Annotated in this window: 19 protein-coding genes and 1 rRNA gene; 16 read left to right on the forward strand and 4 right to left on the reverse strand. The window is 67.6% G+C overall.

What is annotated here, in order from left to right:
• The first annotated feature begins 76 nt into the window (after nucleotides 1-76).
• From pheS to argH, 10 genes are all read left to right on the forward strand, one after another.
• Nucleotides 77-1,120, forward strand: coding sequence for a phenylalanine--tRNA ligase subunit alpha (gene pheS, locus ACNQR1_RS17255; protein ID WP_418047381.1), 1,044 nt, complete (start codon nucleotides 77-79; stop codon nucleotides 1,118-1,120).
• On the forward strand, nucleotides 1,120-3,621 hold the full coding sequence (gene pheT / locus ACNQR1_RS17260; RefSeq protein WP_418047382.1) for a phenylalanine--tRNA ligase subunit beta: 2,502 nt from the start codon (nucleotides 1,120-1,122) through the stop codon (nucleotides 3,619-3,621). Before pheS ends, pheT begins: the two co-directional genes overlap by 1 nt.
• A gap of 124 nt (nucleotides 3,622-3,745) precedes the next feature.
• Entirely contained in the window at nucleotides 3,746-4,780 is a 1,035-nt protein-coding gene (argC, locus tag ACNQR1_RS17265; protein ID WP_418047383.1) for an N-acetyl-gamma-glutamyl-phosphate reductase, read from the forward strand.
• Nucleotides 4,777-6,018 (forward strand): bifunctional glutamate N-acetyltransferase/amino-acid acetyltransferase ArgJ, encoded by a 1,242-nt coding sequence (gene argJ / locus ACNQR1_RS17270; protein WP_418047384.1) that lies wholly within the window; start codon nucleotides 4,777-4,779, stop codon nucleotides 6,016-6,018. Before argC ends, argJ begins: the two co-directional genes overlap by 4 nt.
• The gene (argB, locus tag ACNQR1_RS17275; RefSeq protein ID WP_418047385.1) at nucleotides 6,015-6,893 is read left to right on the forward strand and encodes an acetylglutamate kinase; all 879 of its coding nucleotides are present in this window, start codon (nucleotides 6,015-6,017) and stop codon (nucleotides 6,891-6,893) included. Before argJ ends, argB begins: the two co-directional genes overlap by 4 nt.
• Nucleotides 6,890-8,065 carry an acetylornithine transaminase gene (locus tag ACNQR1_RS17280; protein WP_418047386.1) on the forward strand — a complete coding sequence of 392 codons (1,176 nt, stop codon included), beginning with the start codon at nucleotides 6,890-6,892 and terminating at the stop codon, nucleotides 8,063-8,065. Before argB ends, ACNQR1_RS17280 begins: the two co-directional genes overlap by 4 nt.
• Nucleotides 8,062-8,994: an ornithine carbamoyltransferase gene (gene argF, locus ACNQR1_RS17285; RefSeq protein ID WP_418047387.1), complete on the forward strand. Its 933-nt coding sequence runs from the start codon at nucleotides 8,062-8,064 to the stop codon at nucleotides 8,992-8,994. Before ACNQR1_RS17280 ends, argF begins: the two co-directional genes overlap by 4 nt.
• 7 nt (nucleotides 8,995-9,001) lie before the next feature.
• The gene (locus tag ACNQR1_RS17290) at nucleotides 9,002-9,478 is read left to right on the forward strand and encodes an arginine repressor (RefSeq protein WP_418047388.1); all 477 of its coding nucleotides are present in this window, start codon (nucleotides 9,002-9,004) and stop codon (nucleotides 9,476-9,478) included.
• A 23-nt stretch (nucleotides 9,479-9,501) separates the two neighbouring features.
• Nucleotides 9,502-10,701, forward strand: coding sequence for an argininosuccinate synthase (locus ACNQR1_RS17295; RefSeq protein ID WP_064928561.1), 1,200 nt, complete (start codon nucleotides 9,502-9,504; stop codon nucleotides 10,699-10,701).
• Nucleotides 10,702-10,790: 89 nt separating this feature from the next.
• Complete coding sequence (gene argH, locus ACNQR1_RS17300; RefSeq protein WP_418047389.1) at nucleotides 10,791-12,218, forward strand: argininosuccinate lyase; 1,428 nt, start codon at nucleotides 10,791-10,793, stop codon at nucleotides 12,216-12,218.
• Here the strand turns inward: argH and ACNQR1_RS17305 are convergent.
• A complete protein-coding gene (locus tag ACNQR1_RS17305) occupies nucleotides 12,215-14,002 on the reverse strand; it encodes an ABC-F family ATP-binding cassette domain-containing protein (RefSeq protein ID WP_418047390.1) in 1,788 nt (595 codons plus the stop codon). The genes argH and ACNQR1_RS17305 overlap by 4 nt on opposite strands.
• Nucleotides 14,003-14,156: 154 nt before the next feature.
• On the opposite strand from ACNQR1_RS17305, the gene ACNQR1_RS17310 reads away from it, so the two are divergent.
• From ACNQR1_RS17310 to ACNQR1_RS17320, 3 genes are all read left to right on the forward strand, one after another.
• Nucleotides 14,157-17,150 carry an acyl-CoA synthetase gene (locus ACNQR1_RS17310; RefSeq protein ID WP_418047391.1) on the forward strand — a complete coding sequence of 998 codons (2,994 nt, stop codon included), beginning with the start codon at nucleotides 14,157-14,159 and terminating at the stop codon, nucleotides 17,148-17,150.
• Between the two features lie 67 nt (nucleotides 17,151-17,217).
• Entirely contained in the window at nucleotides 17,218-17,760 is a 543-nt protein-coding gene (locus ACNQR1_RS17315; RefSeq protein ID WP_418047392.1) for a hypothetical protein, read from the forward strand.
• A 9-nt stretch (nucleotides 17,761-17,769) separates the two neighbouring features.
• On the forward strand, nucleotides 17,770-17,988 hold the full coding sequence (locus tag ACNQR1_RS17320; RefSeq protein WP_044524090.1) for a Trm112 family protein: 219 nt from the start codon (nucleotides 17,770-17,772) through the stop codon (nucleotides 17,986-17,988).
• Here ACNQR1_RS17320 and ACNQR1_RS17325 read toward each other — a convergent pair.
• From ACNQR1_RS17325 to ACNQR1_RS17335, 3 genes are read right to left on the reverse strand one after another with little or no spacing between them, the layout of a single operon-like run.
• The gene (locus tag ACNQR1_RS17325; RefSeq protein WP_418047393.1) at nucleotides 17,971-18,597 is read right to left on the reverse strand and encodes a TetR/AcrR family transcriptional regulator; all 627 of its coding nucleotides are present in this window, start codon (nucleotides 18,595-18,597) and stop codon (nucleotides 17,971-17,973) included. The genes ACNQR1_RS17320 and ACNQR1_RS17325 overlap by 18 nt on opposite strands.
• Nucleotides 18,598-18,603: 6 nt before the next feature.
• Nucleotides 18,604-19,431 carry an ABC transporter permease gene (locus ACNQR1_RS17330; RefSeq protein WP_418047394.1) on the reverse strand — a complete coding sequence of 276 codons (828 nt, stop codon included), beginning with the start codon at nucleotides 19,429-19,431 and terminating at the stop codon, nucleotides 18,604-18,606.
• Nucleotides 19,356-20,141, reverse strand: a complete 786-nt coding sequence (locus ACNQR1_RS17335) for an ABC transporter ATP-binding protein (RefSeq protein WP_418047395.1) — start codon at nucleotides 20,139-20,141, stop codon at nucleotides 19,356-19,358. Before ACNQR1_RS17335 ends, ACNQR1_RS17330 begins: the two co-directional genes overlap by 76 nt.
• An 80-nt stretch (nucleotides 20,142-20,221) precedes the next feature.
• Between ACNQR1_RS17335 and ACNQR1_RS17340 the strand changes: the two genes are divergently transcribed.
• From ACNQR1_RS17340 to ACNQR1_RS17350, 3 genes are all read left to right on the forward strand, one after another.
• Nucleotides 20,222-20,833 (forward strand): DNA-3-methyladenine glycosylase, encoded by a 612-nt coding sequence (locus ACNQR1_RS17340; RefSeq protein ID WP_418050409.1) that lies wholly within the window; start codon nucleotides 20,222-20,224, stop codon nucleotides 20,831-20,833.
• A 33-nt stretch (nucleotides 20,834-20,866) separates the two neighbouring features.
• The gene (gene tyrS, locus ACNQR1_RS17345) at nucleotides 20,867-22,147 is read left to right on the forward strand and encodes a tyrosine--tRNA ligase (RefSeq protein ID WP_418050410.1); all 1,281 of its coding nucleotides are present in this window, start codon (nucleotides 20,867-20,869) and stop codon (nucleotides 22,145-22,147) included.
• Nucleotides 22,148-22,560: 413 nt separating this feature from the next.
• Nucleotides 22,561-24,078, forward strand: a 16S ribosomal RNA gene (locus ACNQR1_RS17350).
• Nucleotides 24,079-24,118: the final 40 nt, after the last annotated feature.

Genomic DNA, 24,118 nt, shown 5'->3' on the forward strand with positions numbered 1-24,118 from the left:
CTGACGGGACGCCCGGACCGGTAGCTGAGGGTAAAGGCGTTCGAGGAGCCACGAGCCGATCGCCTATGATCGCCGGGTGGCTCAGCAGCCCAGTGACCTCTCAGAAGAAGCCCTGACCAAAGCCGTCAGCGCGGCCCGGCATGCCTTTGAGCTGGCCGGTGACCTCGACGCGCTCGCGCGCGCCAAGACCGAGCACCTCGGCGATCGTGCCCCGATCGCCCTGGCCCGCCAGGCGTTGGCGACGCTGCCGAAGGCCGACCGCGCCGACGCCGGCAAACGCGTCAACGTCGCCCGCGGCGAGGCCCAGCGTGCATACGACGAGCGGCTGGCCGCGCTGCGCGCCGAGCGCGACGCCGCGGTGCTGGTCGCCGAACGCATCGACGTGACGTTGCCCTCGACGCGGCAGCCGGTGGGCGCCCGGCACCCGATCACGATCCTGGCCGAGAATGTCGCCGACACCTTCGTCGCGATGGGCTGGGAACTGGCCGAGGGGCCCGAGGTCGAGACCGAACAGTTCAACTTCGACGCCCTCAACTTCCCGCCGGACCACCCGGCCCGCAGCGAGCAGGACACCTTCCAGATCGGCCCCGACGGGTCGCGGCAGGTGCTGCGCACCCACACGTCGCCCGTGCAGATCCGCGCATTGCTCGAACGCGATCTGCCCGTCTATGTCGTTTCGATCGGGCGGACCTTCCGTACCGACGAACTCGATTCCACCCACACGCCGGTGTTCCACCAGGTGGAGGGGCTGGCGGTGGACAAGGGTCTGACCATGGCGAATCTGCGCGGCACGCTGGACGCGTTCGCACGGTCTCAGTTCGGCCCGGAGGGGCGTACCCGGTTCCGTCCGCACTTCTTCCCGTTCACCGAGCCGTCCGCCGAGGTGGACATCTGGTTCCCCGGCAAGAAGGGCGGCCCGGGCTGGGTCGAATGGGGTGGCTGCGGCATGGTCAACCCGAATGTGTTGCGCGCCTGCGGTATCGACCCCGACGTCTACTCCGGATTTGCCTTCGGCATGGGATTGGAGCGAACCCTGCAGTTCCGCAACGGAATTCCTGACATGCGCGACATGGTCGAGGGCGACGTCCGGTTCTCGCTGCCGTTCGGGGTCGGTGCCTGATGCGGATTCCCTTCAGCTGGCTGCGTGAGGCCGTTCGGGCCGGCGCGCCGGACTGGGACGCCTCGGTCGAGGAACTCGAGCAGACGTTCATCCGGATCGGACACGAGGTCGAGGAGATCATCCCGACCGGACCGGTGAGCGGTCCGCTGACCGTCGGCCGGGTCGCCGAGATCGAGGAACTCACCGAGTTCAAGAAACCGATCCGCGCCTGCAAGGTCGATGTCGGTATCCAGAATGTCGACGGCGCGCCTCGCGACATCGTGTGCGGGGCGACGAATTTCGCGGTAGGCGACCTGGTCGTGGTCGCACTCCCGGGGACCGTCTTGCCGGGCGACTTCACCATCGCCACGCGCAAGACTTACGGCCGGGTTTCCGACGGCATGATCTGCTCGGCATCGGAGATGCACCTCGGTGTCGACCAATCGGGCATCCTCGTGCTGCCCGAGGGCACCGCCGAACCCGGCACCCCGGCCGCCGAACTCCTCGGGCTGGACGACGTGGTGTTCCACCTGGCGATCACGCCTGATCGCGGTTACTGCCTGTCGGTGCGCGGCTTGGCCCGCGAGATCGCGTGCGCCCACGATCTGGATTTCGTCGATCTGGCAGACGTGGCGCCGCTGCCCGCAGAGGGGGAGGCCTGGCCGCTGACCGTGGAGCCCGGAACGGGCGTGCAGCGCTTCGGGTTACGCCCCGTCACCGGTATCGATCCGGCTGCGGTGTCGCCGTGGTGGCTGCAGCGGCGGCTGATGCTCAGTGGTATCCGTGCCATCTCGCCTGCTGTCGACGTGACCAACTACGTCATGCTCGAGCTCGGCCACCCGATGCACGCGCACGACAGCAGCCTGATCACCGGTGGGTTCACGGTGCGCTTCGCCCGCGACGGCGAAAAGGTGGTCACGCTCGACGATGTCGAGCGCACCCTGAACTCCGCCGACGTCCTGATCGTCGACGATGTCGCGACCGCCGCGATCGGCGGCGTGATGGGCGCAGGCACCACCGAGGTTCGGGATTCCACCACCGATGTGTTGCTGGAAGCCGCGGTGTGGGATCCGGCGGCGGTATCGCGGACCCAGCGCCGTCTGCACCTGGCCAGCGAGGCCGGCCGCCGCTACGAGCGATCGGTGGACCCGGCCATTTCGGTTGCCGCCCTGGACCGTTGCGCGACCCTGCTCGCCGAGATCGCCGGCGGCACCGTCGCGCCGACGCTGACCGATTGGCGTGCGGACGGACGCACCGACTGGTCGCAGCCGGCCATCGAGATCCCGGCCGACCTGCCCGACCGCACCGCGGGTGTCGAATACGCCGCGGGCACCACCGCACGCCGGCTCACCCAGATCGGCGCCGTTGTTGTCGAAGCCGGCGGTCCCGCTTCATTGACCGTCACCCCGCCGAGCTGGCGGCCCGACATGCGTCAGCGTGCCGACCTCGTCGAGGAGGTGCTGCGGCTGGAGGGGTTGGAGTCCATCCCGTCGGTGCTGCCGACGGCGCCGGCCGGACGTGGCCTGACCGCGGTCCAGAAGCGTCGCCGCGCGATCGGAAAGTCGCTGGCCCTGGCCGGATTCGTCGAGATCCTGCCGACGCCGTTCCTGCCTGCCGGGGTGTTCGACGCGTGGGGCCTGGGGCCTGAAGATTCCAGGCGACGCGTCGTCACCGTGCTCAACCCGCTGGAGGCCGACCGGCCCCAGCTGGCCACCACATTGCTGCCCGGGTTGCTGGAAGCCCTGGGCCGCAACGTTTCCCGTGGCACTGCCGATGTCGCGCTGTTCGCGATCCAGCAGGTGGTGCATGCGACGGCCGAGACCCGGTCCGTCGAGCGCATCCCGAACGACCGTCGGCCCACCGACGAGGAGATCGCCGGGCTGGATTCCTCGTTGCCACATCAGCCGCAGCACGTGGCGGCGGTGCTGGCCGGACTGCGCGAGCCTGCCGGGCCGTGGGGGCAGGGACGGCCGGTGGAGGCCGCCGATGCGTTCGAGGCGGTGCGCGTGATCGGGCGTGCGGCCGGGGTGGACTTCACCCTGCGCGCGGCGCAGGAACTGCCGTGGCATCCGGGCCGCTGCGCCGAGGTGCTGGTCGGCGACACGATCGTCGGCTACGCCGGACAGCTGCATCCGGCAGTCATCGAGCGGACCGGCCTGCCCAAGGGCGCCTGTGCGGTCGAACTCGATCTCGATGCCGTGCCGATCGTCGAGGCGCTGCCCGCGCCGTCGGTGTCACCGTTCCCGGCGGTGTTCCAGGACATCAGCGTGGTGGTCGGTGACGAGGTGGCCGCGGCCGCCGTTGTCGACGCCGTCCGCGACGGGGCCGGCGAGCTGCTTGAGGACGTCAAGCTGTTCGACGTCTACACCGGTCCGCAGATCGGGGAGGGGCGCAAGTCGCTGACCCTGGCACTGCGGTTCCGGGCTGCCGACCGGACCCTGACCGAGGACGAGGCCAGCGCCGCCCGTGACGCTGCCGTCGCGGTGGCCGGCGAGCGGGTCGGCGCCGTCCTGCGCGGCTAGATTCTCGGCACGAACGTGGCGGCTGTGCACGCATTTCTGCCGGTTTGCGTGCGCCGGCGCCACGCTCGCCATCTGCGCAGTTAATGAATTTGCATCTGCATGCATAACAATGCAGAATTGCCGCATGACTTCGATAGCGGTGGCCGGCGCCAGCGGCTACGCCGGCGGAGAGATCCTGCGGTTGCTGCTCGGGCATCCGGCCTACGCTGACGGCCGGTTGACCATCGGGGCGCTGACCGCGGCCTCCAGTGCCGGGACGACGATGGCCGAGCATCACCCGCACCTGCTGCCGCTGGCCTCGCGCGTCCTGGAGCCCACCGACGCCGAGGTGCTGGCCGGTCACGACGTGGTGTTCCTGGGTCTGCCGCACGGTCATTCCGCGGCGCTGGCCGAGCAGCTCGGCCCCGACACCCTGATCATCGACTGCGGTGCCGACTTCCGGCTGACCGACGCCGCCGATTGGGAGAAGTTCTACGGTTCAGCGCACGCAGGCAGCTGGCCCTACGGGCTGCCTGAGCTGCCCGGCGCCAGGGACCGGCTCAAGGGCACCAAGCGGATCGCTGTCCCGGGCTGCTATCCCACTGCCGCACTGCTGGCGCTGCTTCCCGCCGTGGCCGCCGACCTCGTCGAGCCGGCCGTCACCGTCGTCGCCGTCAGCGGCACCTCGGGCGCGGGCAAGTCCGCCAAGGTCGACCTGCTGGGCTCCGAGGTGATCGGATCGGCCCGCGCCTACAACATCGCAGGCAAGCACCGGCACACCCCGGAGATCGCGCAGGGGCTGCGGTCGGTCACCGACAAGGACGTCACCGTCTCGTTCACCCCGGTGCTGATCCCCACCTCGCGGGGCATACTGGCCACCTGCACCGCCCACACCGAGGCCTCGGAGGCCGAGGTTCGGGCTGCCTACGAAAAGGCTTACGACGCAGAGCCGTTCATCCACCTGTTGCCCGAGGGGCAGCTGCCCAAGACCGGTTCGGTGATCGGCAGCAACGCCGCGCAACTTGCGGTCGCCGTCGATGAGCAGGCGAAGACGCTGGTGGCCATCGCCGCCATCGACAACCTGACCAAAGGCACCGGCGGCGCCGCGGTGCAGTCGATGAACCTGGCGCTGGGCTGGCCCGAAACCGAAGGACTTTCGATCGTGGGAGTGGCACCTTGACCGAGTCGACGCAAACCGGAACGAACAAGGCTGCCAAGCTGATCCGCACCCAGGGCGTCACCGCGCCTGCCGGCTTCCGGGCCGCGGGAATCGCCGCAGGCATCAAGGCATCCGGCGCACCGGACCTGGCGCTGGTGTTCAACGAGGGACCGGACTATGCGGCAGCGGGGGTGTTCACCCGCAACAAGATCAAGGCCGCGCCCGTGCAGTGGTCTCAGCAGGTGCTGACCACCGGCCGGCTGCGTGCGGTGGTCCTGAACTCGGGCGGCGCCAACGCGTGCACCGGCCCGCTGGGTTTCCAGGACACCCACGCCACCGCCGAGGCCGTGGCCACCGCGCTGAGCGACTGGGGCACCGAGACCGGCGCCATCGAGGTCGCGGTGTGCTCGACGGGTCTGATCGGTGACCGGCTGCCGATGGACAAGGTGCTGGCCGGCGTCACCGAGATCGTGCACGAGATCGCCGGCGGGCTGACCGGTGGGGACGACGCCGCGCGGGCCATCATGACCACCGACACCGTGCCGAAACAGGTTGCGCTGCACCATTCGGTGGATTCGGGGGAGAACTGGACCCTCGGCGGGATGGCCAAGGGTGCCGGCATGCTGGCACCCTCACTGGCGACCATGCTGGTGGTGCTGACCACCGACGCCGTCGCGGACGCCGCGGCGCTCGACACCGCCCTGAAACGGGCCGCGGCGCTGACCTTCGACCGCCTCGACGTCGACGGCAGCTGCTCGACCAACGACACCGTGCTGCTGCTCGCGTCGGGCGCGAGCGAGATCGCTCCGAGCCAGGACGATCTGAACGAGGCCGTGCTGCGGGTCTGCGACGACCTGTGCGCGCAGCTGCAGGCCGACGCCGAAGGCGTCACCAAGCGGGTCGTCATCACCGTGACCGGCGCCGACACCGAGGACGACGCGCTGGTCGCGGCGCGCGTCATCGCCCGCGACAGCCTGGTCAAGACCGCACTGTTCGGTTCCGACCCAAACTGGGGCCGGGTCCTGGCCGCGGTCGGCATCGCCCCGGTCAAGCTCGATCCGGAACGGATCAGCGTGTCGTTCAACGGTTCTCCGGTGTGCGTCGACGGGGCCGGTGCCCCGGGCGCCCGCGAGGTCGACCTGTCCGGCGAGGACATCGTCGTCGTCGTGGACCTGGCCTCGGGAAGCAGCAGTGCTTCCATCAGGACCACCGACCTTTCGCACGCCTACGTCGAAGAGAACTCGGCCTACAGCTCATGAGCCAAGCCATCGAGCGCGGCGTCAAGGCCCAGGTGCTCGCCTCGGCACTGCCGTGGCTCAAACAGCTGCACGGCAAGATCGTCGTCGTCAAATACGGCGGCAACGCGATGACCGACGACACCCTCAAGGCGGCCTTCGCCGCCGACATGGTGTTCCTGCGCAACTGCGGTATCAAACCCGTCGTGGTGCACGGCGGCGGCCCGCAGATCAGTGCCATGCTCAAGAAGCTCGGCATCGCAGGCGATTTCAAGGGCGGCTTCCGGGTCACCACCCCCGAGGTCCTCGACGTGGCGCGGATGGTCCTGTTCGGTCAGGTGGGCCGCGAGCTGGTCAACCTGATCAACGCCCACGGGCCGTACGCGGTGGGCCTCACCGGTGAGGACGCGCACCTGTTCACCGCGGTGCGGCGCAGCGTCACCGTCGACGGGGTGGCCACCGACATCGGGCTGGTCGGCGACGTCGAACACGTCAACGCCGAATCATTGCTGGATCTCATTGCCGCTGGCCGGATCCCGGTGGTCTCGACCATCGGCCCTGACGCCGACGGCGTGGTGCACAACATCAACGCCGACACCGCGGCCGCCGCGCTCGCCGAGGCGCTGGGGGCCGAGAAGCTGATCATGCTCACCGATGTGGAGGGCCTCTACACCGACTGGCCCGATCGCTCCTCGCTGGTCAGCGAGATCGACACCGCGGCACTGACCCAACTGCTGCCCAGGCTCGAATCTGGCATGGTGCCCAAGATCGAGGCGTGTCTGCGGGCGGTGGCCGGTGGCGTGCCGAGCGCTCACGTGATCGACGGCCGTGTCGAACACTGTGTGCTCGTCGAGCTTTTCACCGATGAAGGAACCGGAACCAAGGTGGTATCGGCATGACCCTCCAGGACCGCTGGGAAGCGGTGATGATGAACAACTACGGCACCCCGCCGTTGGCCCTGGCCAGTGGAGAAGGCGTCGTGGTCACCGACACCGACGGGAAGTCCTACCTGGACCTGCTCGGCGGTATCGCGGTCAACCTGCTCGGGCACCGCCACCCGGCCGTCATCGAGGCCGTCACCGCCCAGCTCAACACGCTGGGCCACACCTCCAATCTGTACGCCACGGAGCCTGGCATCGCGCTGGCCGAGGCGCTGGTGGGGCATCTGGGGACCCAGGCACGGGTCTTCTTCTGCAACTCGGGCACCGAGGCCAACGAGGTGGCCTTCAAGATCACCCGGCTCACCGGCAAGACGAACATCGTTGCCGCCCAAGGCGCCTTCCACGGCCGCACCATGGGATCCCTGGCACTGACCGGACAGCCCACTAAGCAGGCACCGTTCGAGCCGTTGCCGGGCAACGTCACCCACGTGCCTTACGGCGACGTGGAAGCCCTTGCCGCCGCGGTCGATTCGGACACCGCCGCGGTGTTCCTGGAACCGATCATGGGGGAGGGCGGCGTCGTCGTCCCGCCCGCTGGGTATCTGGCTGCCGCCCGCGACATCACCACCAAGAACGGCGCGCTCCTGATCCTCGACGAGGTGCAGACCGGCGTGGGGCGTACCGGTGCGTTCTACGCCCATCAGCACGACGGCATCACTCCCGACGTGGTGACCCTGGCCAAGGGACTGGGCGGCGGACTGCCCATCGGTGCCTGCCTGGCCATCGGCGCGGCCGGTGACCTGCTCACCCCCGGCCTGCACGGCAGCACCTTCGGCGGCAACCCGGTGTGCACCGCGGCCGCGCTGGGCGTACTGAAGGCACTCGCCGACGGGGACCTGATCGCACGTGCCGGGGTACTCGGCAAGACCCTGAGCCACGGCATCGAGGAGCTGGGCCATCCACTCGTCGGCCACGTGCGCGGCAAGGGGCTGCTGCAGGGTGTGGTGCTGACCGCGCCGAGCGCCAAGGCCGTGGAGGCCGCGGCCCGCGACGCCGGCTTCCTGGTCAATGCCGCGGCCGCCGACGTCATCCGGCTGGCGCCGCCGTTGATCATCACCGAACCGCAGATCGAGACCTTCCTGTCCGCTCTGCCCGCCGTTCTCGACACCGCTGTGGAGGCTGACTCATGATCCGCCATTTCCTGCGCGACGACGACCTGTCGCCCGACGAGCAGGCCGAGGTGCTCGCCCTGGCCGCCGAGCTGAAGAAGGCACCGTTCTCGCGGCGCCCGCTCGAGGGACCCCGCGGCGTCGCGGTGATCTTCGAGAAGAACTCGACCCGCACCCGGTTCTCCTTCGAGATGGGCATCGCGCAGCTGGGCGGGCATGCCGTCGTCGTCGACGGCCGCAGCACCCAGTTGGGCCGCGAGGAGACCCTCGAGGACACCGGTGCGGTGTTGTCCCGCTACGTCGACGCCATCGTGTGGCGGACCTTCGCCCAGGAGCGGCTGACCGCCATGGCGTCCGGATCGAGCGTGCCGATCGTCAATGCGCTGTCCGACGAATTCCACCCCTGCCAGGTGCTGGCCGATCTGCAGACATTGGCCGAGCGCCGGGGAGGGGCCGAGGGCCTCAAAGGGTTGAGGATGACGTATCTGGGTGACGGCGCCAACAACATGGCGCACTCGCTGATGCTGGGCGGCGTCACCGCGGGCATCCACGTCACCATCGCCGCACCCGCCGGATTCGAACCGGACCCGCACTTCGTCGACGCCGCCAAGCGCCGCGCCAGTGAAACCGGAGCAACCGTGTCCGTCACCGATGACGCACAGGCCGGGGTCGACGGGGTCGACGTACTGGTCACCGACACCTGGACCTCGATGGGGCAGGAGAACGACGGGCTCGACCGGGTGCGCCCCTTCCGCCCGTTCCAGGTCAATGCAGAGCTTCTCAACCGCGCCGACCCGGAAGCCATTGTGCTGCACTGCCTTCCGGCGCACCGCGGTCACGAGATCACCGACGAGGTGATCGACGGGCCGCAGAGCGCGGTGTTCGACGAGGCCGAGAACCGGTTGCACGCCCAGAAGGCTCTGCTGGTCTGGTTGCTGGAGAACCGGTGACCAACGCATGAGTGCACCGACGCGTGCCGGCCGTCAGGCCCGCATCATCGCCCTGCTGTCGTCCAGACAGGTGAGCAGCCAGACCGAGCTGGCCGCCCTGCTGGGGCAGGAGGGCATCGAGGTCACCCAGGCGACGCTGTCGCGCGACCTGGAGGAACTCGGCGCGGTGAAACTGCGCGGCGCCGACGGCGGCGTCGGCGTGTACGTGGTGCCCGAGGACGGCAGCCCGGTGCGGGGTGTGTCCGGTGGCACCGAGCGGATGACCCGCTTGCTGGGGGAGTTGCTGGTATCGACGGACGCCAGCGCTAACCTTGCCGTGCTGCGCACCCCGCCCGGGGCGGCGCATTACCTGGCCAGCGCGATCGACCGCGCCGCCCTGCCGTATGTGGTCGGCACCATCGCCGGTGACGACACCATCCTGGTGGTGGCGCGCGAACCGATGACCGGGGCCGAACTTGCCAACACCATCGAGAACTTGAAGTAGAGCTCAAAACAAGGAGATTGCTCATGTCCGAACGCGTCATCCTGGCGTACTCCGGAGGTCTGGACACCTCGGTCGCGATCAGCTGGATCGGCAAGGAGACCGGCAAAGAGGTCGTCGCCGTCGCCATCGATCTCGGCCAGGGCGGCGAGGACATGGACGTCGTGCGCCAGCGCGCCCTGGACTGCGGTGCGGTCGAGGCGGTCGTGGTCGACGCCCGCGACGAGTTCGCCGACGAATACTGCCTGCCCACCATCAAGGCGAACGCGCTCTACATGGATCGCTACCCGCTGGTGTCGGCCATCAGCCGCCCGCTGATCGTCAAGCACCTGGTCGACGCGGCACGCAGCCATGGCGGCACCGTCGTCGCGCACGGCTGCACCGGCAAGGGCAACGACCAGGTGCGGTTCGAGGTCGGATTCGCCTCCCTGGCACCCGAACTCGACGTCATCGCGCCGGTTCGCGACTACGCCTGGACCCGCGAGAAGGCCATTGCGTTCGCCGAGGAGAACGCCATCCCGATCAACGTCACCAAGCGCTCGCCGTTCTCGATCGACCAGAACGTGTGGGGCCGCGCGGTGGAGACCGGGTTCCTCGAGGATCTGTGGAACGCGCCGACCAAGGACGTCTACGACTACACCCAGGACCCGACGGTCAACTTCAACGCCCCCGACGAGCTGATCATCAGCTTCGACAAGGGCCGTCCGGTCGCGATCGACGGTCGCCCGCTGTCCGTGCTGGAGATCATCCAGGAGCTCAACACCCGCGCCGGCGCCCAGGGCGTGGGCCGGCTCGACGTGGTCGAGGACCGGCTGGTCGGCATCAAGAGCCGCGAGATCTACGAGGCACCGGGCGCGATGGTGCTGATCACCGCGCACACCGAGCTCGAGCACGTGACGCTGGAGCGCGAGCTGGGCCGGTACAAGCGCGGTGTGGACCAGAAGTGGGGCGAGCTCACCTACGACGGTCTGTGGTTCAGCCCGCTGAAGCGCTCGCTGGAGGCGTTCGTCGAGCACACCCAGCAGCACGTCTCCGGAGACATCCGGCTGGTTCTGCACGCCGGGGCGATCATCGTCAACGGCCGTCGTTCGGGTGAGTCGCTGTACGACTTCAACCTGGCCACCTACGACGAGGGCGACAGCTTCGACCAGAGCGCGGCCAAGGGCTTCGTGCAGCTGCACGGCCTGAGCTCCAAGATCTCGGCCAAGCGCGACCTGGGCCTGTAAGCAGTAAGCACCGCGAGCGTGCGTGTCTGCTGTGCGGCACGCCGCAAAAGATGCGCAAACGCGCACGCTCGCCGAGCAGTGAGGGTGACATGAGCACCAACGACGGAACCACCAACGAGGGCTCGCTGTGGGGCGGGCGGTTCGCCGACGGTCCCTCGGCCGCCCTTGCCGCCCTGAGCAAGTCGACCCATTTCGACTGGGTGCTGGCGCCGTACGACGTCACGGCGTCCAAGGCCCACGCCCGCGTGTTGCATCGGGCCGGCCTGCTCACCGACGAGCAGCGGGACGGGTTGCTCGCGGGCCTGGACAGCTTGGGTTCCGACGTCGCCGACGGTAGCTTCGAGCCACTGGTCACCGACGAGGACGTGCATGGTGCGCTCGAACGCGGCCTGATCGACCGGGTCGGGCCCGATCTGGGTGGCCGGCTGCGTGCCGGACGCTCCCGCAACGACCAGGTGGCCACCCTGTTCCGGATGTGGCTGCGTGACGCCGTCCGACGGGTCGCCGACGGCGTGCTCGAGGTGGTCAACGCGCTGGCCGTGCAGGCCGCCGCGCATCCGACGGCGATCATGCCCGGCAAGACCCACCTGCAGGCCGCCCAGCCGATCCTGCTCGCGCACCATCTGCTGGCGCACGCTCATCCGCTGTTGCGCAACGTCGACCGGCTCGCCGATTTCGACGACCGCACCGCGGTCTCGCCCTACGGCTCGGGGGCACTGGCCGGCTCGTCGCTCGGTCTGGATCCCGACGCGATCGCCGAAGACCTCGGATTCGCTTCGGCGGCAGACAATTCCGTCGACGCCACCGCGGCGCGGGACTTCGCCGCCGAGGCGGCGTTCATCTTCGCCCAGATCGGGGTCGACCTGTCCCGGCTCGCCGAGGACATCATCCTCTGGAGCACAACCGAATTCGGGTACGTCACGCTGCACGACTCCTGGTCGACGGGCAGCTCGATCATGCCGCAGAAGAAGAACCCCGACATCGCCGAGTTGGCCCGCGGCAAGTCCGGACGGCTGATCGGCAACCTCACCGGTCTGCTGGCCACGCTCAAGGCGCAGCCCCTGGCCTACAACCGGGACCTGCAGGAGGACAAGGAACCGGTCTTCGACTCGGTGGCGCAGCTGGAGCTGCTCCTGCCGGCGATGGCCGGCCTCGTCGGCACGCTGACCTTCGACGAGGCCCGAATGGCCGCGCTGGCGCCGGCCGGATACACGCTGGCCACCGACATCGCCGAATGGCTGGTGCGCCAAGGTGTTCCGTTCCGGGTCGCCCATGAGGCCGCGGGCGGCGCGGTGCAGACCGCCGAGGGTCGTGGCGTCGGGCTCGACGAGCTCACCGATGACGAGTTCGCCGCGATCAACCCCGCGCTCACCGCGCAGGTGCGTGAGGTGCTGACCGTCGAGGGTTCGGTGAACGCGCGCAGCGCACGGGGCGGCACCGCGCCGGTCCAGGTCGCCAAGCAGCTGGGCGTGGTTCGTAAGACCGCGGAGGACTTACGAATCAGGCTGCGCCCTTAGCCGATCTGCTCGCCGAGTTCGAACCAGCGCTCCTCGACCTCGGTGACTTCGTTCTCAAGCGCGCGGATGGCGGCCACCTTGGCCGCGAGTCCCTCGAAATCTGACTGGTCGTGGTCTGCCATCGCCGTCCGGGAGCGGTCGATCTGTTCCTGCAGTTTCTCCAGCCGGCGTTCCAGCGCGGACACTTCCTTCTGCGCTGCCCGCAAGTCGGCGCCGGACAGCCCTTCCGCTGCAGTGCTGCCTTCCGGTGCCGGGCCGGTCGCCGACGCGTGTGCGGCGCGCAACCGCAGGTACTCGTCCACTCCGCCCGGCAGATGTCGCAGACGTCCACCGAGGATGCCGTACTGCTGGTCGGTGACGCGCTCCAGAAAATACCGGTCGTGGCTCACCACGATGAGCGTGCCGGGCCACGAGTCGAGCAGATCCTCCATGGCCGAGAGCATGTCGGTGTCCAGGTCGTTGGTCGGCTCGTCGAGGATCAGCACGTTGGGCTGCGCGAGCAGGATCAACAACAGTTGCAGGCGACGTTGCTGCCCGCCGGAGAGGTCCTTGACCGGTGTCGACAACTGGGCGCTGGAGAACCCGAGGCGCTCCAGCAACTGTCCGGGCGTGAGTTCCTGGGCCTTTGATCCGGTGCCGAACACATACGTGGTGCGCAGATTGGCGAGTACCACCCGCACGGGATCGTCGAGGTGGGGCGCAAGCTCGTCCACGCTCTGTCTGAGGGTCGCCACCTGCAGCGTCTTACCGTGTTTGACCCGGCCGGCGGTCGGTTGCACCGAACCGTCGATGAGGCCCAGCAGCGTCGACTTTCCGGCGCCGTTGACGCCGAGGATCCCGGTGCGCTCACCCGGGGCGATCCGCCACTCGACCTGGTGCAGCACCTCGCGGTCGCCGTAGCTCACCGACACATCGAGCAGGTCGACGACCTGCTTGCCCAACCGTGACACCGCGAGGGACTGCAGTGCGACCTTGTCCCGGATCTCCGGTACGTCGGCGATCAGGGCGTTGGCCGCGTCGATGCGGAATTTGGGTTTGGACGTGCGGGCCGGGGCGCCGCGGCGCAGCCAGGCCAGTTCCTTGCGGGCAAGGTTCTGTCTGCGTGCCTCGATCGTGGCCGCCTGCCGGTCGCGTTCCACGCGCTGCAGGATGTAGGCGGCGTAGCCGCCGTCGAACGGTTCGACGATGCGGTCGTGCACTTCCCATGTGGTCGTGCAGACCTCGTCGAGAAACCAGCGGTCGTGCGTCACCACCAGCAGCCCACCGGACGACGCGGACCAGCGCTTCTTGAGGTGCCCGGCGAGCCAGGTGATCGCCTCCACGTCGAGGTGGTTGGTCGGCTCGTCGAGCGCCAGCACGTCGTGATCCCCGGCCAGCAGCTTGGCCAGGGCGACCCGGCGCCGCTGTCCGCCCGACAGCGTGCGGAGCTCCGCGTCCCAAGGCAGGTCGCCGAGCAGGCCGGAAATGACGTCGCGCCCACGGGGATCGCCGGCCCATTCGTGTTCGGGCACATCGCCGACCACGGCGTGGCCGACCGTGTCGGCGTCGTCGAGGGTGTCGGCCTGATCGAGTACGCCGACCCGCACGCCACCGCGCACGGTGACCCGTCCGGAATCAGGTTCGAGCCGTCCGGCCAGCATGGCCAGCAGGCTGGATTTGCCGTCACCGTTGCGGCCGACGATGCCGATCCTGTCGCCTTCGCTGACACCGACGGTGACCGAGTCGAACACCACCCCGGCGGGGTATTCCAGATGCAGGGTTTCGCCCCCGAGAAGGTGTGCCATCGCCGCCGACCCTATCTGCCGGTGGCCGTGACAGTGGCATCGCATGGGGCCACTGCCGAGGTCCGGGTGATCAAGTCGGTGATCGGTTGCTGTTGTGCCATGATGACCTCGACAATCGGGGGTCGGGGCGAGTTGCGATGTGGGGAGCAAGCTGGTGGATTTCTCGGCAGTGACCAGACCCGTCGAGCGGTTGCTGGCGACCGCGCAGAACGGTCTGGAGGTGCTGCGCTACGGGGGACTGGAGACCGGCTCGGTCCCGTCGCCGTTCCAGATCATCCAGAGCGTGCCGATGTACCGGCTGCGGCGGTACTTCCCGCCGGATGTCCGCCCCGGTGCCCAGAATCCGCGTCCGCCGGTGCTGATGGTGCATCCGATGATGATGTCGGCCGACATGTGGGACGTGACGCGTGACGACGGCGCGGTCGGCATCCTGCACGCCGCGGGCATCGATCCGTGGGTGATCGACTTCGGCTCACCGGACAAGGTCGAGGGCGGTATGCAGCGCAACCTCGCCGACCACGTGGTGGCCCTGTCCGAGGCCATCGACATCGTCAAAGAGGTCACCGGCCGCGATGTGCACCTGGCCGGCTATTCGCAGGGCGGAATGTTCGCCTACCAGGCCGCGGCCTACCGGCGGTCCAAGGACCTGGCCAGCATCATCGCCTTCGGGTCCCCGGTGGACACCCTGGCCGCATTGCCGATGAACCTTCCGGCCGGGGTCGCCGCGGGCGCGGCGGATTTCATGGCCGACCACGTGTTCAGCCGCATCGACATCCCGGGCTGGTTGGCCCGCACCGGATTTCAGATGCTGGACCCGATCAAGACCGCGCAGTCGCGGCTGGAGTTCCTGCGTCAGCTGCACGATCGCGAGGCGCTGTTGCCGCGGGAGCAGCAGCGCCGATTCCTGTCGTCGGACGGCTGGATCGCGTGGTCCGGGCCCGCGATCGCCGAACTGCTCAAACAGTTCATCGCACACAACCGGATGATGACGGGAGGCTTCTCCGTCCACGGTGACCTGGTCACGCTGTCCGACATCGACTGCCCGATCCTCGCGGTGGTCGGTGAGGTCGACGATATCGGCCAGCCGGCCGCGGTCCGCGGTATCAAGCGGGCTGCACCCGATGCGGATGTTTACGAATATCTGATCAGGGCAGGACATTTCGGGTTGGTCGTGGGCTCGAAGGCCTCCACCCAGACCTGGCCGACCGTGGCCCAGTGGGTGAAATGGCTTGGTGGAGAGCAGATGCCGGAAGGCGTGGTTCCGATGGGGCTGCAGTCGGCCGATCATCCCGAGGGTGGTGTGTCGTTCTCCACCCGGGTCACCCACGGCGCGACGGCGGCCACCGAGATGGCGTTCGGGGTGGCCCGTTCGGCTGCCGACGCGTTGGTGGCGGCGAACAAGAACGCCAGGACCCTGGTGATCGAGACGGCCCGCACGCTACCGCGCCTGGCCCGGCTGGGACAGGTCAACGACCACACCCGGATCTCGCTGGGCCGGATCATGAGCGAACAGGCGCGCAGCGCGCCCAACGGTGAAGCGCTGCTGTTCGACGGCCGGGTGCACACCTACGAGGCGGTGGACCGCCGGATCAACAACGTGGTGCGCGGCCTGATCGACGTCGGGGTGCGTCAGGGCGCCCGCGTCGGCGTCCTGATGGACACCCGCCCGAGTGCGCTGGTCGCGATCGCGGCGTTGTCCCGGTTGGGGGCGGTGGCCGTGCTGCTGCCCGAGGCGGATCTGGCCGAGGCCGCGCGCCTCGGTGGCGTGGCCGAGATCATCGCCGATCCGAGTCACCTCGACGTGGCCCGCGAGCTCGACTCGCGGGTGCTGGTTCTCGGCGGCGGCGAAAGTCGCGATCTGCATCTGGAGAAGTACGACGACGTCGACTCGATCGTCGACATGGAGAAGATCGACCCCGACGTGGTCGAGCTGCCCGGCTGGTACCGGCCCAACCCGGGCCTCGCGCGCGACCTGGCCTTCGTCGCCTTCAGTGAGGTCGGTGGCGAGAAGGTGGCCCGTCAGATCACCAACTTCCGGTGGGCGCTGTCAGCGTTCGGCACCGCGTCGGCGGCCAATCTCGGCCGAGGCGACACGGTCTACTGCCTGACCCCGCTGCACCACCAGTCCGGGCTGCTGGTCAGCCTGGGCGGCGCGGTGGTCGGCGGCTCGCGCATCGCACTGTCCCGCGGGCTGCAGCCCGATCGGTTCCTGCAGGAGATCCGGCAGTACGGCGTCACGGTGGTGTCCTACACCTGGGCCATGCTGCGCGAGGTCATCGACGATCCGTCGTTCTCGCTCACGGGCAGCCACCCGGTCCGGTTGTTCATCGGCTCGGGCATGCCCGCCGGGCTGTGGAAGCGCGTGGTCGACGTGTTCGAGCCGGCCCACGTCGTGGAGTTCTTCGCCACCACCGACGGGCAGGCCGTGCTGGCCAACGTCTCGGGCGCCAAGATCGGCAGCAAGGGACGTCCGCTGCCGGGCAGCGGCACCGTCGAACTCGCCGCCTATGACGCCGACGACGACCTGATCCTGGAGGACGAGCAGGGCTTCGTGCGCAAGGCCGAGGCCAACGAGGTCGGTGTGCTCCTGGCTCACCCGCGCGGCCCGGTCGATCCGACGGCCGTGGTCAAGAGGGGCGTGTTCGCGCCGGCCGACACCTGGGTGTCTACCGAGTTCCTGTTCCGCCGTGACGAGGACGGCGACTACTGGCTGGTCGACAACCGTGGTGCGGTGATCAGGACCGATCGGGGGCCGGTGTTCGCGACGAGCGTCAACGACGCGGTCGGTCGCCTGGACGCGGTCGACATGTCGGTCACCTACGGCGTGGAGGAGGGGGGCCGGCAACTGGCGGTGACGGCCCTGGCGCTGCGTCCGGGCGGCAGCGTCCCGACCGCCGACCTCACCCACGCGCTGGACGATCTGGCCGCGGGCAACCCGCCCGACGTGGTGCACGTGGCGGCCGAGATGGAGCTCGGCGCGTCATACCGCCCGCTCATCGGTCCGCTGCGGGCGGCGGGTATCCCGAAGCCCGGCCGGCGTAACTGCTGGTACTTCGATGCCGATACAGGTACGTACAAGAAGCTGACAGCGGCCAGCCGTGCCGAACTCCTCGCCGGAGCCCACGACGACGAGCCGGCGTCCGACTAGCCGACGCCGTGCTGCGGTACGAATGCGCTGTTACGCTCCGGCAGACGGCCGAACGACTGGAGGATCGATGACATCGGGACCGGATGTGAGCAGCTGGCGTCGGGTTGTCACCGGAGCGGTGACGGGTGGCGCGCTGGTCCTGGGGCTGCTGGCGGGCGTGGGTGCGCCCATCGCGGCCGCCGATCCCGCGGAGCCGACACCCCAGGCGGACGCGCCGGCGGCCGACGCCCCGGCGGCCCCGCGGCAGATGACCGCCGACGAAGCGCTGTCCATCATCGCCAAGGACTACGACACCGGCGAGGGTGGCGGGCAGGTCTCGACGCTGATCCACGACATCCTGAAGCTGCGCCAACAGGGGTACAAGCCGTCGAACGCCAACCGTGAGGCCATCACGAAGGCGCTCGACAAGCGGCCCAACCAGGTGCCGTTGATCGACGCCCTCAAGAGCACGCTGTCGTACCAGCGCAAGTTGCAGGCACAGTCCCAGGCTCAGATTCCGCAGCAGAGTGGGCTGAACCCCGGGGTGGGCCAGTTCCCGGGCGGCATTGCGCCGATTCCGGGTGGAGGCACCGGTCAGCCCAGTGGCGGCATCCAGATCCCGCTGGGCTAGCTTCACGTGGTGGTCGACGACAAGCTTTTGAGCATCCTGGTGTGCCCGCAGGACCGCGGGCCGCTGCTGCTCGCGGGAACGGACTGGCTGTACAACCCCCGGCTGCGGCGGGCCTACCGGATCGAGGACGGCATCCCGGTTCTCCTGGTCGACGAGGCCGTGGCCATCGAGGACGATGCCGAGCATCGCCGGCTGCTGGATCTGGCCGGTTCAGGAGAGTCCGGGTAGGTCACCGGTGAGGTAGCGCTGCAGGGTGGGGGCGATCGTCTCGGCGATCTGATCCGCAGGCAGCGTGGCGAAGGGCTCGAGCTCGAGGATGTAGCGCGCCATCGCGACCCCGACCAGTTGCGATGCGACGAACTGGATGCGCACCCGGGAACTGCCGGGCGGGTTGTCCACCCGGGGCCCGATCTCTCCGATGATGATCTCCTGGAGGAACGACCGCACCAGCGATACGTCGTTGCCCGCCAGGATGGAGCGCAGCGTCGCGACGAAACCCTTGCCGATCTCGGAATCCCACAGCGGCAACAGGATTGACGGCAGGGTGTGCCCGATCTGCTCGACCGGCACCTCCTTCAGCTTTCCGATCACGGTCATCGGGTCGATGGGGATGTGGATCGCGGCGGCGAACAGTTGGGTCTTGGTGCCGAAGTAGTGATGAACCAGGGCCGCGTCCACTCCGGCGTCGGCCGCGATGGCGCGAATCGAGGTCTTGTCTATTCCGTTGCGGGAGAACAGCTCCCGCGCACTGGCAAGGATGCGCTCTCGTCTGTCCGACGGACCGGCGGGGCGGCCCGGGCGCTTGCGCTCTCGGTCGGAATCGATCTCGGTACTCACGGCTTCCTAGGGTGTTCGGCGGCGCAGGGTGGCAGCGGCCAGACCTAGCGCCAGCACGGCGAATCCCACCACGATCGCGATGTCACGGGCTGCGACAGCGGTGAGCTCGGGATGCGCGCCGACCTGCTGGAGGGCTTCCAGCGCGTAGCTGGCAGGCAACACGTTGCTGATCCATTGCAGCCATTCCGGTAGCGCGGCGCGCGGCACGATGATGCCGCACAACAGCAGCTGCGGTGCGATCACCACGGGCATGAACTGCACCGCCTGGAACTCGGTCCGGGCGAACGCGCTGCACAACAGGCCCAGCCCCACGCCCAGTACCGCGTTGATGATCGCGATCAGGAACACCAAGATCGGGCTGCCCGCGGTGTCGAGGCCGAGGAACCAGAACGAGACGATGCAGGCCAGGGTGGCCTGGGCGGCGGCGGCGATCGAGAACGCGGTGCCGTATGCCGCCAGCAGGTCGAATCGGCGCAGCGGTGTGGTCAGGATGCGCTCGAGGGTTCCCGAGACACGTTCGCGCTGCATGGTGATCGAGGTGATCAGGAACATCACGATCAGCGGGAAGACGCCGAGCATGATCAGGCATGCGTTGTTGAACGGCGTCGGATGTCCCGGCTGGTGCGGCGCATTCTGGAACATGAAGTACATCAGGGTGATGATCAGACTGGGGACCACCAGGATCATCGCGACGCTGCGATGGTCGGCGGCCAGTTGCCGCAGGATCCGGCCGGTCGTGGCCAGATAGGCCGCCGGGCTCAGTCGGCTCGGTTGATCGCGCCCGAGTCGCTGCGTCGGATGACGGTGAGAAACGCTTCCTCCAGGGACGTACATTCCGTGTCCTTCCGTAGCTGGTCCGGGGTGGTGTGGGCGAGCAGTCGGCCCTCACGCATGAGCAGCAGGTCTGCGCAGTGATCGGCCTCGTCCATCACGTGACTGGAGACCAGCAGCGTGGTGCCACGGCGGGACAGTTCGTTGAACTGCTGCCACAGGTCCACGCGCAGCACCGGGTCGAGGCCGACGGTGGGTTCGTCGAGCACCAGGAGTTCGGGCTCGGACACCAGGGCGCACGCCAGCGATACCCGGGTGCGCTGGCCGCCGGAGAGATTGCCGCAGTATGCGGTGCGGTGGTCGTCGAGGCCGACCGATCGGATGGCCTCGGTCGCCGAGTCCGCCGACGTTCCGTACAGCGCGGCGAAGTACCGCACGTTGTCGATCACCCGCAGGTCGTCGTAGATCGTCGGATCCTGGGTGACATACCCGACCCGGTGGCGCAGCGGTGCGGAACCGGCGGCGTGTCCGAGCACCGTGACGGTGCCCGCCGCGACGATCTGGGTGCCCACGATGCTGCGCATCAGGGTGGACTTGCCGCAGCCCGATGGACCCAGCAGACCGGTGATGGTGCCGGCGCCGATCTGCACCGTGAGGTCGCGGATCGCGGGCCGGCCACCACGGTTGACCTGCAGTCCGGCGATGTCGACGGCCGGGGGAGCAGCCCCTACCGGGAATCCGATGGAGAATTCATCGACCGATGAAGTCATCATGTGGTGAATACTGCGCCCAAGTGCGGCCGGTGTCAACGGTGGATGTCGAGAAGTGCAGAATCGCTCGGGTGGGCTTGCAGATGGGCACCGAGCTGTTGACTGGTGACCCCTTGCTCGCGGCCCGCCGGCTGCTGGGAGCAGAGCTGACTGGCCGCGGGGTCGGTGCCGTCGTCGTCGAGGTGGAGGCGTACGGCGGCCCGCCCGACGGGCCCTGGCCCGACGCCGCCTCGCATTCGTTTCGCGGTGCGGGCGGACGCAACCTCGTGATGTTCGGCCCGCCCGGGCACCTGTACACCTATCGCAGCCATGGCATTCACGTGTGCGCGAATGTCGTCTGCGGATTCGACGGGGTCGCGGGAGCGGTACTGCTGCGGGCGGCCGCGGTGTGCGAGGGCGCCGACGTTGCCGGCGCCCGCCGTGGACCGGCGATCCGGCCGGCCGCGCTGGCGCGGGGACCGGGAAACCTCTGTTCTGCCCTGGGAATCACCATGGAGGACAACGGAATTGACCTTTTCGATGCCGAGAGTCCGGTCCGCTTGAGGTTGGGTGACCCGGGCGCGGTGCTCGACGGCCCACGGGTCGGCGTGAGCAAGGCCGCCGACCGTAGATGGCGGTTGTGGCTGGCGGACAGGGGAGAGGTGTCGGCCTACCGGCGCAGCCCGCGTGCCCCGGCGCCCGGCGCCAGTGATTGAAACGCGATGATTGATCGCATGACTTCTGGAGCGATGGGAATCCTCGATGAGCTGGACTGGCGTGGCCTGATCGCGCAGTCGACCGACCGCGATGCACTGGCGAACGACCTGGCCACGGGACCGATGACCGTCTACTCAGGCTTCGACCCGACCGCGCCCAGTCTGCACGCCGGGCACCTGGTACCGCTGCTCACACTGCGGCGGTTCCAGCAGGCCGGGCACCGGCCGATCGTGCTCGCCGGCGGGGCGACCGGAATGATCGGGGACCCGCGCGACACCGGCGAACGCACGCTCAACACCGCCGACACCGTCGCCGACTGGGCCGGGCGTATCCGGGGCCAGCTGGAGCGCTTCGTCGAATTCGACGACAGCCCCACCGGCGCCATCGTTGAGAACAACCTGAACTGGACCGCTCAGCTGTCCGCCATCGAATTCCTGCGTGACCTGGGCAAATACTTCTCGGTCAACGTGATGCTCGACCGGGAGACGGTCCGCCGCCGGCTGGAGGGCGACGGCATCTCCTACACCGAGTTCAGCTACATGCTGCTTCAGGCCAATGACTTCGTGGAGCTGCACCAGCGCCACGGCTGCGCGCTGCAGATCGGTGGCTCGGACCAGTGGGGCAACATCGTGGCCGGCGCCCGACTGGTCCGTCAGAAGCTGGGCGCCACCGTCCACGCCATGACAACACCGCTGGTCACCGACTCCGAGGGCAAGAAGTTCGGCAAGTCGACCGGCGGCGGCAATGTGTGGCTCGATCCCGAGATGACCAGTCCGTACGCCTGGTACCAGTACTTCGTGAACACCGGCGACGCCGACGTGATCGGCTACCTGCGCTGGTTCACCTTCCTGTCGCCCGACGAGATCGCCGACCTGGAGGACGCCACGCAGAACCGCGCCCATGAACGCGCCGCGCAGAAGCGGTTGGCGCGTGAACTCACCACGCTGGTGCACGGGGAAGGCGCGACGACGGCGGTCGAGCTGGCCAGTCAGGCGTTGTTCGGCCGGGCCGAGCTGACCGACCTGGACGAATCGACCCTCGGCGCGGCATTGCGCGAGGCCAGCAATGGGCAGGTGGCCGAGCTGAAGCCGGGCGGCCCGGATTCGATCGTCGATTTGTTGGTCAACACGGGATTGGCGGCGAGTAAGGGAGCCGCACGCCGCAACGTCGCGGAGGGCGGCGTGTACGTGAACAACATTCGCATCGAAAGTGACGAGTGGATACCACAGCATTCCGATTTTCTGCACGAGCGTTGGCTCGTGTTGCGACGTGGCAAGCGGCACATTGCCGGGGTGGAGCGCGTGGGCGCCTAGGCCATCCGGCGTGCGGGCTCTGACCTGGGAAAACGTCGGAGCGACCAGGCGATTTGACTCGCTGTTAGCGCTCACGTAACTTATTCCAGGTCAGAGCGACACGGACAAGCGCCGGAGAGCGAAGACAAAATCCGAGAGAGACACCCATTACGGTGGGTATTCTCACTGCCCGCAGTAAAGTTCAGCGGCTTTTAGCCGCGGGATTTCTGCGCGACAAACTCGGGCGTGTTGTTTGAGAACTCAATAGTGTGTTTGGTGGTTTTTGTTTGTTGTTTTTTGCCACTCATTTTGGGGGACTCCCCGTCTTCCGATCATAATGGGTGGCTGTTTTTTTGATGCCAGATTGTTGGTGTCTTTTGTTTGTGATCGGATTTTTCTGATTGAATTCTGCCTCGTCTTTGGATGGGGAGTTTTGTTTGGAGAGTTTGATCCTGGCTCAGGACGAACGCTGGCGGCGTGCTTAACACATGCAAGTCGAACGGAAAGGCCCTTCGGGGTACTCGAGTGGCGAACGGGTGAGTAACACGTGGGTGATCTGCCCTGCACTTTGGGATAAGCCTGGGAAACTGGGTCTAATACCGAATAGGACCGCGCTCTTCATGGGGTGTGGTGGAAAGCTTTTGCGGTGTGGGATGGGCCCGCGGCCTATCAGCTTGTTGGTGGGGTAATGGCCTACCAAGGCGACGACGGGTAGCCGGCCTGAGAGGGTGACCGGCCACACTGGGACTGAGATACGGCCCAGACTCCTACGGGAGGCAGCAGTGGGGAATATTGCACAATGGGCGCAAGCCTGATGCAGCGACGCCGCGTGAGGGATGACGGCCTTCGGGTTGTAAACCTCTTTCAATAGGGACGAAGCGCAAGTGACGGTACCTATAGAAGAAGGACCGGCCAACTACGTGCCAGCAGCCGCGGTAATACGTAGGGTCCGAGCGTTGTCCGGAATTACTGGGCGTAAAGAGCTCGTAGGTGGTTTGTCGCGTTGTTCGTGAAAACTCACAGCTTAACTGTGGGCGTGCGGGCGATACGGGCAGACTAGAGTACTGCAGGGGAGACTGGAATTCCTGGTGTAGCGGTGGAATGCGCAGATATCAGGAGGAACACCGGTGGCGAAGGCGGGTCTCTGGGCAGTAACTGACGCTGAGGAGCGAAAGCGTGGGGAGCGAACAGGATTAGATACCCTGGTAGTCCACGCCGTAAACGGTGGGTACTAGGTGTGGGTTTCCTTCCTTGGGATCCGTGCCGTAGCTAACGCATTAAGTACCCCGCCTGGGGAGTACGGCCGCAAGGCTAAAACTCAAAGGAATTGACGGGGGCCCGCACAAGCGGCGGAGCATGTGGATTAATTCGATGCAACGCGAAGAACCTTACCTGGGTTTGACATGCACAGGACGCCAGTAGAGATATTGGTTCCCTTGTGGCCTGTGTGCAGGTGGTGCATGGCTGTCGTCAGCTCGTGTCGTGAGATGTTGGGTTAAGTCCCGCAACGAGCGCAACCCTTGTCTCATGTTGCCAGCACGTAATGGTGGGGACTCGTGAGAGACTGCCGGGGTCAACTCGGAGGAAGGTGGGGATGACGTCAAGTCATCATGCCCCTTATGTCCAGGGCTTCACACATGCTACAATGGCCGGTACAAAGGGCTGCGATGCCGTGAGGTGGAGCGAATCCTTTCAAAGCCGGTCTCAGTTCGGATCGGGGTCTGCAACTCGACCCCGTGAAGTCGGAGTCGCTAGTAATCGCAGATCAGCAACGCTGCGGTGAATACGTTCCCGGGCCTTGTACACACCGCCCGTCACGTCATGAAAGTCGGTAACACCCGAAGCCGGTGGCCTAACCCTTGTGGAGGGAGCCGTCGAAGGTGGGATCGGCGATTGGGACGAAGTCGTAACAAGGTAGCCGTACCGGAAGGTGCGGCTGGATCACCTCCTTTCTAAGGAGCACCACGATAAACATCTCCAATTGGTGGGGAT

Source organism: Mycobacterium sp. 48b (assembly GCF_048282725.1).
In the GTDB taxonomy this organism is placed as follows: domain Bacteria; phylum Actinomycetota; class Actinomycetes; order Mycobacteriales; family Mycobacteriaceae; genus Mycobacterium.